The 14,492-nt window shown below is 68.6% G+C and carries 12 protein-coding genes and 1 pseudogene; 10 read left to right on the top strand and 3 right to left on the bottom strand.

Annotated features, from left to right (window positions below; all coding sequences use genetic code 11):
* The 3 genes from AC3ETA_RS38370 to AC3ETA_RS38360 all read left to right on the top strand — a co-directional run.
* The coding region (locus AC3ETA_RS38370) for a helix-turn-helix domain-containing protein (RefSeq protein WP_432197528.1) at window positions 1-856 on the top strand (856 nt) is incomplete at its 5' end.
* A 297-nt stretch (window positions 857-1,153) separates the two neighbouring features.
* On the top strand, window positions 1,154-1,831 hold the full coding sequence (locus AC3ETA_RS38365; protein WP_432197527.1) for an SDR family NAD(P)-dependent oxidoreductase: 678 nt from the start codon (window positions 1,154-1,156) through the stop codon (window positions 1,829-1,831).
* Between the two features lie 253 nt (window positions 1,832-2,084).
* On the top strand, window positions 2,085-2,456 hold the full coding sequence (locus tag AC3ETA_RS38360; protein ID WP_432197526.1) for a winged helix-turn-helix transcriptional regulator: 372 nt from the start codon (window positions 2,085-2,087) through the stop codon (window positions 2,454-2,456).
* A gap of 346 nt (window positions 2,457-2,802) precedes the next feature.
* Here the strand turns inward: AC3ETA_RS38360 and AC3ETA_RS38355 are convergent, their stop codons facing one another.
* Window positions 2,803-3,351 (bottom strand): TetR/AcrR family transcriptional regulator, encoded by a 549-nt coding sequence (locus AC3ETA_RS38355; RefSeq protein WP_432197525.1) that lies wholly within the window; start codon window positions 3,349-3,351, stop codon window positions 2,803-2,805.
* A 236-nt stretch (window positions 3,352-3,587) separates the two neighbouring features.
* Between AC3ETA_RS38355 and AC3ETA_RS38350 the strand changes: the two genes are divergently transcribed.
* The 7 genes and pseudogenes from AC3ETA_RS38350 to AC3ETA_RS38320 form a co-directional block, all read left to right on the top strand.
* Complete coding sequence (locus tag AC3ETA_RS38350; protein ID WP_432197524.1) at window positions 3,588-4,526, top strand: NADP-dependent oxidoreductase; 939 nt, start codon at window positions 3,588-3,590, stop codon at window positions 4,524-4,526.
* Between the two features lie 364 nt (window positions 4,527-4,890).
* A complete protein-coding gene (locus AC3ETA_RS38345) occupies window positions 4,891-5,262 on the top strand; it encodes a DoxX family protein (protein WP_432197523.1) in 372 nt (123 codons plus the stop codon).
* A gap of 359 nt (window positions 5,263-5,621) precedes the next feature.
* Window positions 5,622-6,260 carry an NAD(P)-dependent oxidoreductase gene (locus AC3ETA_RS38340; protein ID WP_432197522.1) on the top strand — a complete coding sequence of 213 codons (639 nt, stop codon included), beginning with the start codon at window positions 5,622-5,624 and terminating at the stop codon, window positions 6,258-6,260.
* 14 nt (window positions 6,261-6,274) lie between these two features.
* Window positions 6,275-7,315: an LLM class flavin-dependent oxidoreductase gene (locus AC3ETA_RS38335; RefSeq protein WP_432197521.1), complete on the top strand. Its 1,041-nt coding sequence runs from the start codon at window positions 6,275-6,277 to the stop codon at window positions 7,313-7,315.
* 152 nt (window positions 7,316-7,467) lie between these two features.
* Window positions 7,468-8,532 (top strand): Vgb family protein, encoded by a 1,065-nt coding sequence (locus AC3ETA_RS38330; protein WP_432197520.1) that lies wholly within the window; start codon window positions 7,468-7,470, stop codon window positions 8,530-8,532.
* Window positions 8,533-8,599: 67 nt separating this feature from the next.
* Window positions 8,600-9,556 (top strand): ester cyclase, encoded by a 957-nt coding sequence (locus tag AC3ETA_RS38325; protein ID WP_432197519.1) that lies wholly within the window; start codon window positions 8,600-8,602, stop codon window positions 9,554-9,556.
* Between the two features lie 95 nt (window positions 9,557-9,651).
* Window positions 9,652-10,130: pseudogene (locus AC3ETA_RS38320) on the top strand (SDR family NAD(P)-dependent oxidoreductase); the annotation flags it as partial.
* Between the two features lie 153 nt (window positions 10,131-10,283).
* Here the strand turns inward: AC3ETA_RS38320 and AC3ETA_RS38315 are convergent.
* Both AC3ETA_RS38315 and AC3ETA_RS38310 read right to left on the bottom strand, forming a co-directional pair.
* Window positions 10,284-12,797, bottom strand: coding sequence for a SpoIIE family protein phosphatase (locus tag AC3ETA_RS38315; RefSeq protein ID WP_432197518.1), 2,514 nt, complete (start codon window positions 12,795-12,797; stop codon window positions 10,284-10,286).
* An 878-nt stretch (window positions 12,798-13,675) separates the two neighbouring features.
* On the bottom strand, window positions 13,676-14,482 hold the full coding sequence (locus AC3ETA_RS38310; RefSeq protein ID WP_432197517.1) for an SDR family NAD(P)-dependent oxidoreductase: 807 nt from the start codon (window positions 14,480-14,482) through the stop codon (window positions 13,676-13,678).
* Window positions 14,483-14,492: the final 10 nt, after the last annotated feature.

The raw sequence follows: 14,492 nt of genomic DNA, 5'->3' as shown, positions 1-14,492 counted from the left end.
AGGGCTCACCCGTCGCTACGACCCCAAGGGGCATGCCCTGTCCGAGACAGAGAGCCGTTCCTGGGCCCGGGCAGCGGTACCAGGCAGGCCCGGCTCGTGGGTTTGGTTGGAGCGGCCCACCAAGGAGGACCCGCTGGACGCTCTCATCCTTGAGCGCTCGGCTCTCGCCGTACAGACGCTCACGGGGGCCTCCGGCCGTGGTACCGACGACGCGGTCGTCAGGATCGCCTGTGACGCCGATGTCCTCGAGGCCGACCGCCTCGATGCTGTCCGCGCGCTGGGGCTCACCGGCCCCGTGACCGTCATCGTGACTTCCGGCCCTGGACTGTCGGAGCCACACAGCACCCGGATCGGCGGCCACGGCGTGGCCCTGGCGCCCGGGGCAACGGCCCTGCCTCCGGATCTCAGGGCAGGGACGGCGGTCGCCCATGAGCCGCTAGACCTTCCGGCCGCCCTGGACCGGGCCCGCATCGCGCTACGGCTGACCGATCGCGTGAGTGGTCCCGGACCGTCCCTGGTGGCGTACGACGAACTCGGAGCCCTCGCCGTTCTCGCCGAGCGGATCACGCCACTCGAGGCGGCTGCCGCCAACGACGTGCGCCACCTGGACCAAGTGTTCGGCACCCATCCCTGGGTGATCGACACCCTCCAGACGGTGCTGGACCAGCCCAGTCTGCGGCAGGCTGCAACCGGCCTTCACGTCCACCACTCAACCCTCCAGGAACGTCTGTCGTGGCTCTCGGCCCAGCTTGGCTACGCTGTCACGAAGCCTGGCGGACGTCAGCGTGCCGCCGTCGCTGTCCTGCTCTGGCGGATCGCCCACAGCCAGGGCGAACACACCGGCGGCAACCCGTAACGGCAGTCCGGTAGCGGGAACGGCCCGAGTACAAAACCCTCGGTACTGGCGTCTTTGCTCTGCCCACTCAGCTTCCCGTGGTGGCCTGCCTGCCAGGCAGTAATCGGATTACCCTTTCCGTTTCTACTGGTACGGTAGTCATCGACCATCTGGAACGCCCTATCCGAATCGTCTGCTGGACTTGTCGGAGTGGGTGATGGGCCCATCGAACGCCATGGAGGCGTCCGACGCCGACGTGCCGACAAGCCCGCTGTCGTCGCATGCCGTTGCCCGTGAGGCTTTGCGAAAGGATCAACTGTGCCCACTATCGCCATCGTCGGAGCTGGTCCCCGGCTAGGTCTGGCCATCGCTCGCACCTTCGGCTCACGCGGCTTCGATGTCGCCCTGATTGCCCGAAATCGCGAGAAGCTCGAGCGTCTCGTCGGAACGCTCACCGCAGACGGCATCAGTGCCGACGCGTTCCCCGCGGATGTGCTCGATCGTGATGCCCTCGTCCAGGCGCTGAAGGGGGCTGCCGCGGAGTTCGGCAGTGTCGACGTTCTGGAGTACTCCCCGGCTGCGGCAAGCAGTTCCACCACCCTGACGAACCCGACCGAGACGAACCCGTCCCACGTGCAGCGCGAGATGGAGTTCCAGTTCTATGGGGCGATCGCCGCCACGAAGGCGGTGCTGCCCGCCATGCGCGAGGCCGGAGCGGGCACACTGCTCTACACCACCGGAGCAGGCTCAGTCGTCCCTGCCCCGAAGGCAGCCAATGTCAGCACTGCTGCCGCGGCACTGCGCAATTGGGCGATCAACCTCCACAAGGAACTGGCCGACACCGGCATCCAGGCGGCCCACGTGGCCCTCGATGTGACGATCGATACCCCCACGTTCTACGGACAGCCGAGGGCCACGGCCGATCAGCTCTCCCCCGTCTACTGGGACCTGCACGCCCGTGACCGTGACAAGGCTGAATTCGTATTCAGGGGCTGACGCCGCACCGGCTGCCGCCTTGGCCGCTCTTTCGCCGAACCGAGCCCAGAGTGCAGTTCCGCTCAGGTCGGACGAGATACCTCTGCGGATTGTGCTGCAGCCGGCCGTAGCCGGTGCGCGAACCCGCTCGCCCCGGCCCGGCAGCGCAGCATCCCGCCTCATGCCACCCCCGGCCTCTGTCCACCGAGGAGGAGCCATGACATACGCGTACGAACTCTCGAGGCGAGCGCGGCCTCGGCGTATGGGGCGAACGATGGAGTCGGCTCCGCATGCTGTCTCCGGTCATGAGCCCGGGGTCGAACAGGTCGACCACGGTGTCGCGCGAGCATTCGAGCTGCTCGGAAAGCGTTGGACCGGAATGATCCTGGCCATGCTGCTCGGAGGGCCGGCCTACTTCGGCGAGCTGCGGCGGAGGGTTCCCGGAGTCAGTGAGCGGATGCTGTCCGACCGGCTCACCGAGCTCGGCTCGGCGCAGCTCGTCGTGCGTGAGGTGCACGACGGGCCGCCGCTGCGGGTGTCCTACCGGTTGACGGAGACCGGTGCAGCGCTGGAACCCGCGTTCAACGAACTCGCGCGCTGGGCCGAGAGGTACCTGTGCGAGGGTGAGCAGCCGGTCGGCTCCTGACGTCCAACCGTCGCGTATGGCTTGGGGTCAGGGTTGGGGTCGTTGGGGGCGCGGCAGGACGAGCCGTGGATTCATACCGGTGGTGTTTCCGTCTGCCGGGCCTGGCTCGCCGATCTCAAGGTAGCCGTGCAACGCGGTCGAATCCCCACCGCCTGTCGTGTGCCCTGGTCTCCTGTACCGACCATGTCCGTGAGTGGATCTCGTCGGCGCGATCCGCACACCTGGTGTGCCGCCGTGCGGGTCCTGATCACCTGTACGCGACACCTGGCGGACCGTACGACCTGGGGCCCGGGCACGCTTTGCTATGGGCTGCGGGTGAGTGGTCATCGCGGGGCCGGGTGACCTCTCAGGAGCCGTCCTTGCCGGTGCGTGTGAGGGGGGCCATGGTCAGGTACATCGCGGTGGGTGCGGGGGCCTCGGGCAGCGGTGGGCTGTCGGTGCCAGGGGTGGTGTCCGAGCTGAGCATGTGCCCGACGAGGCGGTGCCAGATGTCGGGGGCGTCACCGGTGGCGGTGATGACGCCGGCGTTGGCCATGAGGAGGATGACGAGGTCCTCCGAGACGAAGTCTTCGCGAAGGTGCCCGCTGTTCCTGGCGCGGGCGGTCAGTTCAAGGAAGCCGTGGTAGGGCTCAGTGCTGCGGGCCTTCAGTGCCTTTGCGGCGGGGAAGGTCGTGGTCAAGACATCGGTGAAGCCGCGGTCGGCAGCCTGTATGGCGCAGACAGCAGTGCTGAAGCCGGTGAAGCCGTGCCAGGGGTCGGGGTTGCCGAGTGCCATGGTGACGGCGTCGGCGTCCATGCGGTCGGCGAAGACCGCGTTGATGAGCTTCTCCCGGCTGGCGAAGCGGCGGGCGAGGGTGGCTTTCCTGATTCCGGCCTGACGGGCGACGGAGGCCATGGAGACGCCGCCTCCTTCGGTGGCCTAGAGGCGGGGGGCAGCGGCCAGGATGCGGTCGCGGTTGTGCTCGGCATCGGCATGCAGCCCTGGTTCGGACGGCTGGCCTGCGGTTTCAGCGGGGTCTGTGGGAGGAGTCATGCCTCCACCGTATCGAAGTGGAACACCCGGCCCAGTTTTGTTGTTATGCTGGCGCTGGATTCGGGAAGGCCGTTCCACTTCTTTGAAGGAGATTCATCATGCGTGCTGTAACCCTGGACTCCGTTCCCGCGACTCCTGCCGTGACCGAGGTCGACGCCCCCCGCCCCGAGGCTGGTGAGTTGCTGGTGAAGGTGGCAGCCTCCTCGGTGAACGGTTTCGACGCCTCCACGGCGGCCGGATATCTGCAGGGGATGATGGAGCACCGGTTCCCGCTGGTGCTCGGCAAGGACTTCGCGGGCACCGTCGAGGCCGTCGGTGAGGGCGTGGCCGGCTTCGTGGTCGGCGACGCGGTCTTCGGCGTCGTGACGAAGCCGTTCCTGGGCACCGGGTCGCTGGCCCAGTACGTCACCGTGTCCACCGCGATTGGCGTCGCCCCGATCCCCACTGGCCTGGCGGTGTCGGATGCGGGCGCTCTGGGTCTGGCCGGTTCGGCCGCGCTGGACAGCGTGAACGCGGTGGCTCTGACCGAGGGCGAGACGGTGCTGGTCTCCGGCGCCACCGGCGGGGTGGGCGCGCTGGCCGTGCAGCTCGCCGCCGCCCGCGGTGCGAGGGTGATCGCGACCGCCCGCCCCGGCGAGCAGGCCGACTTCGTCACCGGCCTGACCGGCGCTGGGGTCCATGTGGTCGACTTCACCGGCGACCTCGAGACCCAGGTTCGTGAGATCGCCCCCGAAGGCGTCGATGCTGTGCTGCACCTGGCGGGTGACGGTGCCCAGCTCGCCGGCCTGCTGCGGCCGGGCGGCAGGATCGCCTCCACCATCGGCCTGACCCAGGACGCCGTCAAGGGCGAGGACGTCGCCGTGCACACGGTGTGGGCCGACCCCAGTGCCCAGACCCTGACCGCCCTTGCCCAGCAGGCGGCCTCCGGCGCGCTGCGGGTACCGGTCACCGCCACCTACCCGCTGGAGCAGGCACCCGAGGCGTTCGCCGCCTTCGGCGCCGGTGCGCTCGGCAAGCTCGCCGTCACCTGCTCCTGAAACCGGCTCGGCTTCAGCGAAGAGAGCTGATCGGGCCCGCCGTCGTCATCGTCGGCCATGGGCCTGGGCCATCGCCCCCACACGGCACCGTGTGACTGGGTGCTCGACCTGCACAACGGGCCGGCCGGTACCGGCCTGTGTGTCGCGCACGTGGCCATCGACCTCTGGCTCGGCGTCGGAGGACCTCCGGGTTTTCCGACGGCCGCACCCGAGCAGGTCGCTTCCCCTGTAGGGGGAGCTGTACGAAGGCAAGCACCGCTCCGAGGCCGTCTTCAGCGGCTGAGCGGTGGCCGGTCACCAAGGGCAGGGGGCTTGCGTCCCCCGGCCCGTTCCCCTTTCGTCCCCATCCGGAAAGATCATTACCGTGAACGTCTTCCTGTGGATTCTGCAGGCCGTCCTCGCCGCCATGTTCGCCATGGCCGGCGTCATGAAGTCCACCCAGCCCAAGGACAAGCTGGTCGGCCAGCTGCCCTGGGTGGCCGACTTCTCCCCGGGCACCGTCCGCTTCATCGGCATCGTGGAGTTCGCCGCCGCGCTCGGGCTGATCCTTCCCGCGGCCACCGGCATCGCCCCCGTGCTGACCCCGCTGGCCGCGACCGGCCTGGTGGTGGTGATGGTGCTGGCCGCGATCACTCACGCCCGCCGCAAGGAACCGAGTGCGATCGCCTTCAACGCCGTCCTGCTGATCCTGGCCGCGCTGGTGGCATGGGGACGCTTCGGCCCGTACAGCTTCTGACCTCGCTGCTCACCCACCTGACCGATCAAGGGCTGCCGCCCTGGCCCGGTGGCGCCGCGGACTGTGCCGAGCGGCGTGAACAGGCGCTGACCCCTTCGGGGATCCGATGAATCGCCACACGGGTTCTGCGAGGTCACCGGCCTCTTACGTACCACCGCCCGAGCGTGAGTCCGACGAGGGTCGGGGCGGCGCAGGCAGTACCGTCCCGGCCCGCACCGGCCCGTGGCCAACGGCGAGTTCACCGACGCCTTCGTCAGACCCCCTGTCAGACTCCCTTTCCCCGCGGCCGGGCGCCGCAAGGCCGTCACCGACGCTCTCACCGTTCGGCCACTCACTCCCACCAGAAGGAAAGATCCCCGATGCGTGTCACCGTCTTCGGCGCGACCGGCGCCATTGGCCGCCTCGCCGTCCAGCAACTCCTCGACGACGGCCACCAGGTCACCGCCCTGGTCCGCACCCCCGCCAAGCTCGCCCTCACCCACCAGAACCTCACGGTCGTCACAGGGCAGCTGACCGACGGCGAGCCTGTCCGGCAGGCTCTCACCGGCGCGGACGCGGTGATCAGCGCGCTCGGCCCGTCCCTCAAGCGGTCCGCCACCGGCACCCCGCTGACCGACGGAACCCGCACCGTCGTGCAGGCCATGGAGGCGCAGAAGGTGACCCGCTTCATCGGCCTGGCCACGCCCTCGCTGGCCGACCCACGCGACAAGGCGCACTGGAAGCACAAGGTGCTTCCTGTCATGGCTCGGCTGATGTTCCCCAACGCGCTGGCCGAACTGAAGGGCATGACCACGGCCGTGACCAGCTCCGGTCTCGACTACACCATCGCCCGCATCACCAACCCCACCAACAAGCCCGCCACCGGCCACATCCGCTCCGGGTTCCTCGGCCACGACAAGGTCGGCTCCGCCATGAGCCGCGCCGACATCGCGGCCTTCCTCGTCGCCCAGCTCACCGACACCCGCTACCGGCGAGCCATGCCCGCCATCAGCAACTGAGCCAGGACCCCGTCATGACCTTCGAACTCGGTGTCTACTCCTTCGGCAACACCCCGCGCCTGCCCGACGGCCGCCGCGGTCCCACCGCACAGGCCATCCGTGACGTGCTGGAGGCCATCAAGCTCGCCGACGAGGTGGGGCTGGACTTCTTCGGCGTCGGCGAGCACCACATGCGGGCGATGCCGCTGTCCTCGCCCACCTCCGTGATCAATGCCGCGGCGTCCTCCACCCATCGGATCAAGCTCGGCACCACGGTCACCGTCCTTTCGACCGACGACCCGATCCGGGTGTTCCAGCAGCTCGCGACCGCCGCGTCCCTCGCTCCCGGACGCGTCGAACTGGTCGCCGGACGCGGCTCGTCGACGATCACGTTCCCGCTGTTCGACCACGACGAGCACGACTACGACATGCTGTACGCCTCCAAGCTCGACCTGCTGATGGCCGTCAACGCAGGGGAGAACGTCACTTGGAGCGGCCCCCACCGCAGGCGGCCGCTGCAGGAGGCCACCGTCTTCCCTCGCCCCGAGCAGCCGCTGAAGATCTGGCTGGGCACCGGCGGCAGCCCGGACTCGGTCTACCGCGCCGTCGAGCTCGGGCTGCCGATGTTCCTCGGCGTCCTCGGGGGCACCCCCGAGTACTGGGCGCGCTACGGGCACGCCTACCGCGAGGCCTGGGCCCAGGCGGGTCACCCCGCACAGCGGGCCGACATCGCGGTCTCCATGCACGGGTTCATCGCCGAGTCCGGTGCTCAGGCCAGGTCGACCTACCTGGAGTACGAGCATCGCATGATGGCCGAGGGCCTGGCGGAACTGGGCCGCCCTGCACCCGCACGCGCCGAACGGGCCGCGGCCATCGAACCCGGCGGCATGGTCTTCGTCGGCAGCCCCGACGAGATCGCCGACCGCATCCTCCACCTGCACGCGCTGCTCGGTCACACCCGCCAGATTCTGCAGATGGACGTCGGAGGCATGCCCCAGCGCGACTTCCTGCGCGGCATCGAACTGCTCGGCACCAAGGTGCTTCCCCAGGTTCGCGCCGAACTGGCGAAACCATGAACTCGAACCAAGCGCGAACCGTGACGACACGACCGCACTCGGCCAGGGCCAGGTGACTTCCCGGCGCCGACGTCCCGACACCGCGCCGGGTTCAGTACCGCGTCCAACCGGGCGCGTTTCAGTGACCCTCTCCACATGAAAGGCACCTCTTCATGTCAACAGCATTAGGGAACCGCACTCTTCGGACCGTCACCCGCAGGGCGGCGGTGCTCGGTGCCGCCCTGCTCGCCTTCAGCGTGCCGGCCGTTTCCTCGGCCGGTGCCCAGACCGGCAGGATCACGGAGTTCACCACACCGACCGCGGACAGCCAGCCCCTGGACATCGTCCCCGGGTGCGACGGCAGCCTGTGGTTCACCGAGACCAAGGCCGACAAGATCGGGCGCATCACACCGGACGGCAGGATCACGGAGTTCGGCGAGGGCATCACACCCGGCGCCGCTCCCGCCTTCATCACCCCCGGGCCCGACGGCAACCTCTGGTTCACCGAGGCATTCGCCACGGACGGCACCGGCCCCGCTCCCGAGAAGGTGCAGATCGGCCGTATCACGCCGCAGGGCAAGGTGACCGAGTTCAGCGAGGGCCTGAACCCCGCTGATGGAATGGCCTACATCACCGCGGGTCCGGACGGAAACGTGTGGTTCACCCAGGACAGGGGCGGCGTGGTCGGCCGTATCACGCCACACGGCAAGGTGACGACGTTCCGTGAGGGCATCACGCCGGGCAGTTCCCCCTATGGCATCACTGCCGGTCCGGACGGCAACCTCTGGTTCACGGAATCGCAGGATCGAATCGGCCGCATCACACCGCAGGGCAAGGTGACCGAGTTCAGCACGGGGATCACGCCCGGCAGCTCGCCCGCCGAGATCACGGTCGGCGCGGACGGCAACCTGTGGTTCACCGAGGCCTTCGGCGCCCGGATCGGTCGCATCACACCGCAGGGCAAGGTGACCGAGGTCAGTGCGGGCATCACCCCGGGCAGCCTTCCCCGGGGGATCACGAGCGGACCGGACGGGAACATCTGGTTCGCCGAATTCGGCGGGCCCTTGGCGACCGACGGGAACCGGATCGCGCGCATCACGCTGACAGGCAAGGTCACCGAGTACTCCGACGGACTCACCCCCGATGCCATGCCGTTCGGCATCACCGCCGGCCCGGACGGCCACGTCTGGTTCGCCGAAGCAGCCGTCAGCAATATCGGACGCATCACCGTCAAATAGGCCGACAGCCGGAAGACCAGGGGAGACCCTCCCGCCCTTCCGGCCTAGCGCAGAGGAGACGACACCGATGAGTGCCGGAAAGATCTGGAGCGTCGAGGACAACCTCCGTCAGATGCAGGTGTCCGACGACGCGTACAACGCCCGTGACATCGCCCGCTTCAACCACCGTGACGATGCCAGGATGCACATGCCCGGGGGCGTCGAGATGGACATGGACGCCCATGTCAACGACATACTGGCGGGCCTTGCCGCCTTTCCCGACCTGCGTCCGCACAATCACGACTACAAGATCGCGTTCGGTGAGGGTGAGTGGACCTTCGCGGTGGCCGACGTGACCGCGACCAACACCGGTCCGGTGATGGGGCCGTCAGGGAAGTTCGTGCCGCCCACCGGCAAGCCGGTCGCCTTCGAGATGGCGACCGCCGCCCGATGGATCGAGGGGCGCATACTCGAGGAGTACGTCTGGACCGACACTCCCCGCATGCTTCGCCAGCTCGGCCTTCTGCCCTCTCCGTTGCCCGCCGAGCCCACCGTCGGTCTGGCACTGGGCTCCGCGATCCCGCTGACCGCCCGGCCCGGCACAGACGCGGTGGCCGAGAACAAGGCCCGGATGAAGGACTCCGACGACGCCTGGAACGCCGGTGAACTGAACGCCGAGAGCCTGCACTTCGCGCCGGACATCCTCGTCTACGGCCTCGACGAGAAGCCGCTGGGGCTGGACGAGTACCTCGGCTACGTCGGCCTGTACCGCGCCGCGTTCCCCGACCTGGCGATCGGCAACGACCCCTACGTCCACATCATCGGCTCCGGCGACTGGACCGTCACCATCGCCCGGTCGGCCGGTACTCACACGGGCCCGCTGCCTCTGCCGGACTGGGTCGCTCCCGAGCCCCTGCCGGCCACAGGCAAGCGCGTTGACGTACCTCAGTACACCGCCGCCCGCTGGCAGGACGGGAAGATCACCCATCTGAAGGTCATGTCCGACCTGTTCGCTCTGGCCGGCCAGTTGGGACTCGGCTCCTGAACACCACCTCGCCGCGTGGGGCCCGGGGCGATCAGGCTCTCGGCCCCACGCAACCCCCTGGTGATGCACAACCCGGGTAGCGCCAGGGACCTCCTCTGGCCGGCCGGACCGTCGTCGTCACCGGCGGTACTCGCGGCGTCGGGGCCGGGATCGCGCGGACCTTCGCCGCGGCGGGTGCCGACGTCCTGGTCTACGCCCGGCGGGCGCCCGAAGTCCCGCTGAGGAACGTCGAGTTCGCCCCGCCCGCCGTACGCGCTTTCTTCGCGGCGCTGCCCCGCCTTGACGTGTTGGTCAACAATGCGGGTGGCGCCCCCTGTCGTCCTTTTGGCGCGGCAGCCGCCCCTCACCGGGAACGGCGGCCTACGGGGTGGCCAAGGCCGGCCTGGAGCACCTGGCCCGCTCCATGGCCGTGGAATGGGCCCCGGAGGTCCGGGTCAACACCCTCATCGTCGGGATGGTCCGCACCGAGAAGGCGCATCTCCACTACGGCGACGAGGAAGCAGTCGCCGCCGTCTCCCGCCCGGTCCCGCTGGGCCGGCTCGCCACCCCGGCCGCCGTCTTCCGGGAGGCCGTCGACGATCTCGCCCACCTGGTCGAGCGCTGCCACTCCCTGCGCTGAACCACCAGTCCGCGATGTCGCCTACGCCTGGGTCCGCCGAGCCGGTCCCCTCGGCGGATCTCAGAGTTCAGCCTCGGTATCCGGATTCCGCTGGTGACGATCTCCGAGTCACAGCAAGGGTCCGTCGAGCAGGGCGGGAAGGTTGTTTCCGAGGAGGTCTCCTTCCCGCGGGTCGGTCAGTGACTGTTCCGCCCAGATGATTTTGCCGTGAGGGGTGTGGCGACTTCCCCAACGGTCGGTGAGCTGGGCGACAAGCATCAGACCACGGCCACCCTCGTCGAAGACCCGTGCCCGGCGCAGGTGCGGAGCGGCGCTGCTGGCGTCGGAGACCTCGCAGATGAGATGGGCCTCGTCGCGGATCAGGCGCAGTTCGATGGGGCCGGCGCCGTAGCGGATGGCGTTGGTGGCCAGTTCGCTGACGATCAGCTCGCTGGTAACGGCCAGATCTTCCAGCCCCCAGGCGGCCAGCCGGTTACAGGTGAGCTTCCTGGCCTCGGAGACACATGCCGGGTCGGCGGGCAGATCCCAGGAGACGCGGTGGTCGGCATCCAGGGTATGGGTACGGGCCAGCAGCAGCGCTATGTCGTCCCTGGGACGGTCAGGCAGGAGCGCCTGCAGCACGGTGTCGCAGCGTTCTTCCAACGACGGCGCGACACCGGAGAGGGCGATTCGAAGCTGCACGAGTCCGGCGTCGATGTCCTGCCTGGCCGACTGGATCAGGCCGTCTGTGAAAAGAGCGAGCACGCTCCCATCGGGCAGATCGAACCCCGCGGCCTCGAAGGGTTGTCCGCCCAGACCAAGAGGAGGACCGGCCGGCACGCTGAGGAAGTCCACTTGGCCCTCCGTGGTGACCAGGGCGGGAGCCGGGTGACCGGCGCGCGCCATCGAGCAGTGTCCGGAGGCCGGGTCGTAGACGGCATACAGGCAGCTCGCAGTCGTCTCCCCGAAGTTGTCTTGCGGACCACCGTTCTCCCCACCGCCCAGGTCGAGGTTGAGAACGAGATCGTCAAGGCGGGTGAGCAACTCGTCGGGAGCCAGATCGACGTCGGCCAGTGTACGTACGGCCATGCGCAGCCGGCCCATGTTCGCTGAGGCCTGGATACCATGGCCGACCACGTCTCCCACCACCAGCGCCACCCGTGCTCCCGACAACGGAATCACGTCGAACCAGTCCCCGCCCACCCCTTGGCGAGCCCCGGCCGGCAAATACCGGGAGGCAACGTCGACGGCCGTCAGCCGGGGCGCCGCCCGGGGCAGCAGGCTGCGTTGCAGAGCCAACGCCGTGCTCCGCGCGTGGGCATAGCGGTGGGCGTTGTCCATGCAAACGGCAGCCCGGGCCGCGAGTTCCTCGGCCAGCAGCAGATCTTCGTCATCGAAGTGGTCAAGGGTGTTGTGCCGGGCGAAGATCGCAACACCCAGATTGGTGTCATGGACCAGCAGCGGCACTACCAACGCCGAGTGGACGCCATCGGGGAGGACGCTGCGATCGCCGTCAGGGGTCCTTGCCACCCACCATCGCATGTTCTCCTTGCCGACCAGATACCGGGCAGCCTTGTCGGCGGACAGAGCCCGGCCTGGGGGTGATTGCTCGTCGTAGTTGTGGCGCATGCCCACGGGCACAGTGGATTCGGGACCTCCCTCCCACTCCGCCCGCTCGGCCATCCGACGGAAGACCAGGTCAGCTGTTGACGCGGCCGGTTCCGCCTCCTCGCTGGAGAGCACTGACTCGAGCACATCCACGGTGACGAAGTCCGCCAACCGGTCGACGGCCACCTCCGCCAGCTCCTCGGCGGTTCGGGCCAGATCAAGCCGGGTGCCGATGCGTAGGCTCGCCTCGTTCACCACCTCCAGCCGCTGACGTGCCCGATATTGCTCTGTGGTGTCGAGTGCGATCGCGAGCAGGCCTTCCACCCGTCCTGCCGCGTCCCTCAAGGGGTACATCAGCCCAGTCCAGGCGTGTTCCCGGCGCTCCCCAGGGAATCGGTAGTACACCTCGTGCCGCGCATCTTCTCCAGTGCTCAGCACCCGTTCGGCGATAGAGCGTGCCTCCTCCATACCAGGCAGAGCCACGCCAGGCTCCACTTCTCCCATCGCCAGTCCGAGCAACTGTCGCTCTGCCTTGCCGGCCAGTCGTTCCATGGCGGCATTGGTCGCCCTGATCCGTCCTCGACGATCGAACAAGGTCACCGGAATCGGAAGCTGATCAAACCCCCGCTCAAGGAGGAGAGCTCTCTCGAAGCCGCCGCGTCCAACTGGTGAGGAAAGCGGCGATGGGGCCAGGGTCACATGCCAATGTGTCTCCCTTTCGGCGCTGAGCAGTGGCTGAGCCTGCGCCGTAACCTGCACGATGTGGCCATCGGCATGCCGCAACCGCAGCGGAGCACTCCACGCCCGATGCCCGACGCAGCCGAGCTTGGCCACATCAGGCAAGCCGTCCACGACCTGCCGAACCGCCGACCGCCCTACGAGCCCGGCGGCTCGGTACCCGAGGAGCCGGGCAGCACCACGACTCCATGCCGTTATGGCGCCTTGTCCGTCGACGACGATCACCGCAGTCCCGTCCAGGGCGACATGGCGGCCCGCATCGCCCCGTTCCGGATCCACAGCGCCATCGTCATCCATGGGACATCACTCATCTCATCGAGGTCCCCACCTGCACGACACGGAGTAGTGCTGTGTTTCTCACGACCAGCATGCTCCTGGGGCTGAGAGCATTCAACCGGCCTGGCTGAGTGCAGCGACATCCTGCCGTGGCATTGGGTACTTGCTGCAGTGTCCAGTGATCCACCTGGCTTCACGGGAGTCAGACGGAAGAGGTGATCGGTGTGGAGGACGGCTGAGACCCAGCAGCACCATGGTGCGGAGGGCATGTCGGTCAACGGGATCGCGCAGCGTCTGGGGGGTTGCCAGGAACACCGCGCGGCGGGCTGTGGCCAGCGACGATCCGCCGAAGGGCGTGCGCTGAGGGGTTGCGGACGTGGTGGAGTCGGCGGGGTGCGCGAGTTGAACCTGGTCGACGACGCCTGGACGGCCTTGGAACGCGGCGGGAGGCGGTGGCCGCCCAGGGGGGCCGACGGCCCGGATGCCCCCGCCAATGGCGGGAAAGGCCCGGACGCCCGTCATGCACAGCACCCTCGCGGTGCGGGGCTCGACGGGGATCGGCCATGGCACCGCCGTCGAAGTGGCATGCACGGCGCCCAACGCCCTGGTCGTGGGGACCGGACCGGGACCGGAGCCGTGAGATTGGTGAAGCGGCTGCCGAGGCCGAACCGCCTCTGCTGCATGTTCGGCGTGGAAGGGGAGACATCGGGCTCAAGGAAGTGCTGGCGTCCGTTGCCCATGCTGTCGGCGCCTGCAGAGTGCGGGTGCTCGCGGTGCGGGTACGCCGACCGGCGCTGAAGCAGTGATCGGCGACCCTCCCGGCCCGGACAGCTCGGTTCCCAGCCTCTCCCGCGTACAGAAGGATGGTCGGGAGGGCCCATGGCGCGGCTGCCCGCTGGTCAGGGGAGGAACGTGCGCAGCGCGGGAACCAGTGTGTTCGAGGCGGACGTACCGCCATCGACGGGGATGACAGCGCCGTTCACCCAGGAGGCGTCGTCGGTGGCGAGGAAGACCGCCATCCTGCCGATGTCCTCGGGTTCGCCGAGGCGTGGGGAGTTCGTGACGCTCAGGAAGGCCGCGTCCTTGTCCGGATCCGACCACGCCTGTTGAGACGCGGTGCGTACGACGCCGGGCGCGATCGCGTTGCACCGGATGCCCCGCTTTCCGTACCGGATCGCGATCGTCTTCATGTACCAGTCCACAGTCGCCTTCGTCGCCCCGTACGAGAAGGCCATGGCGTCGCCCCCGAAAGATGCGATCGAGGACGTGAAGATGATCGATCCGTTCCCCTGCGCAAGCATGTGCGGCAGGGCGTACTTGCAGGCCAGAATGCCGCCGACCACGTTGACGTCCATGAATCGGTGAAACGTCTCCGGGGCGAAGTCGAGCAGGTCGACATCGCGGGCGTAGTGCTCCTGTTCCGTCAGCATCGCGTTGTTGTGCAGGATGTCGATCCGGCCGTACTCGGCCAGCGCGGCGTCGATCATCGCCTTGTTCTGTTCGGGATCGGCGACGTCGGCCTTGACCGCGACCGCGCGACCGCCGGCGTCGCGGATCTCGGAGGCCACCGCTTCCGCGGTGTCGCCGGTCAAGGACGCCACGACCACGCCGGCACCCTCCTGCGCCATCAGGTGCGCCGCCGCCCGCCCGATCCCTCTGCCGGCGCCGGTGACCACCGCCGCCCTGCCTTCAAGTCGTCTCGTCATCCTGTCCTCT

The sequence above is a fragment of the Streptomyces sp. bgisy027 genome (assembly GCF_057710365.1).
The sequence above is the reverse complement of the archived record's forward strand: the minus strand, read 5'-3'. Positions and strand labels throughout refer to the sequence as shown.

Bases quoted from the DNA above. Each gene is read 5' to 3' on its own strand.
- AC3ETA_RS38330 (WP_432197520.1), top strand. From the start codon at position 7,468: ATGTCAACAGCATTAGGGAACCGCACTCTTCGGACCGTCACCCGCAGG.
- AC3ETA_RS38350 (WP_432197524.1), top strand. From the start codon at position 3,588: ATGCGTGCTGTAACCCTGGACTCCGTTCCCGCGACTCCTGCCGTGACC.
- AC3ETA_RS38355 (WP_432197525.1), bottom strand. From the start codon at position 3,351: ATGGCCTCCGTCGCCCGTCAGGCCGGAATCAGGAAAGCCACCCTCGCC.
- AC3ETA_RS38335 (WP_432197521.1), top strand. From the start codon at position 6,275: ATGACCTTCGAACTCGGTGTCTACTCCTTCGGCAACACCCCGCGCCTG.
- AC3ETA_RS38325 (WP_432197519.1), top strand. From the start codon at position 8,600: ATGAGTGCCGGAAAGATCTGGAGCGTCGAGGACAACCTCCGTCAGATG.
- AC3ETA_RS38310 (WP_432197517.1), bottom strand. From the start codon at position 14,482: ATGACGAGACGACTTGAAGGCAGGGCGGCGGTGGTCACCGGCGCCGGC.
- AC3ETA_RS38340 (WP_432197522.1), top strand. From the start codon at position 5,622: ATGCGTGTCACCGTCTTCGGCGCGACCGGCGCCATTGGCCGCCTCGCC.
- AC3ETA_RS38360 (WP_432197526.1), top strand. From the start codon at position 2,085: ATGGAGTCGGCTCCGCATGCTGTCTCCGGTCATGAGCCCGGGGTCGAA.
- AC3ETA_RS38315 (WP_432197518.1), bottom strand. From the start codon at position 12,797: ATGGATGACGATGGCGCTGTGGATCCGGAACGGGGCGATGCGGGCCGC.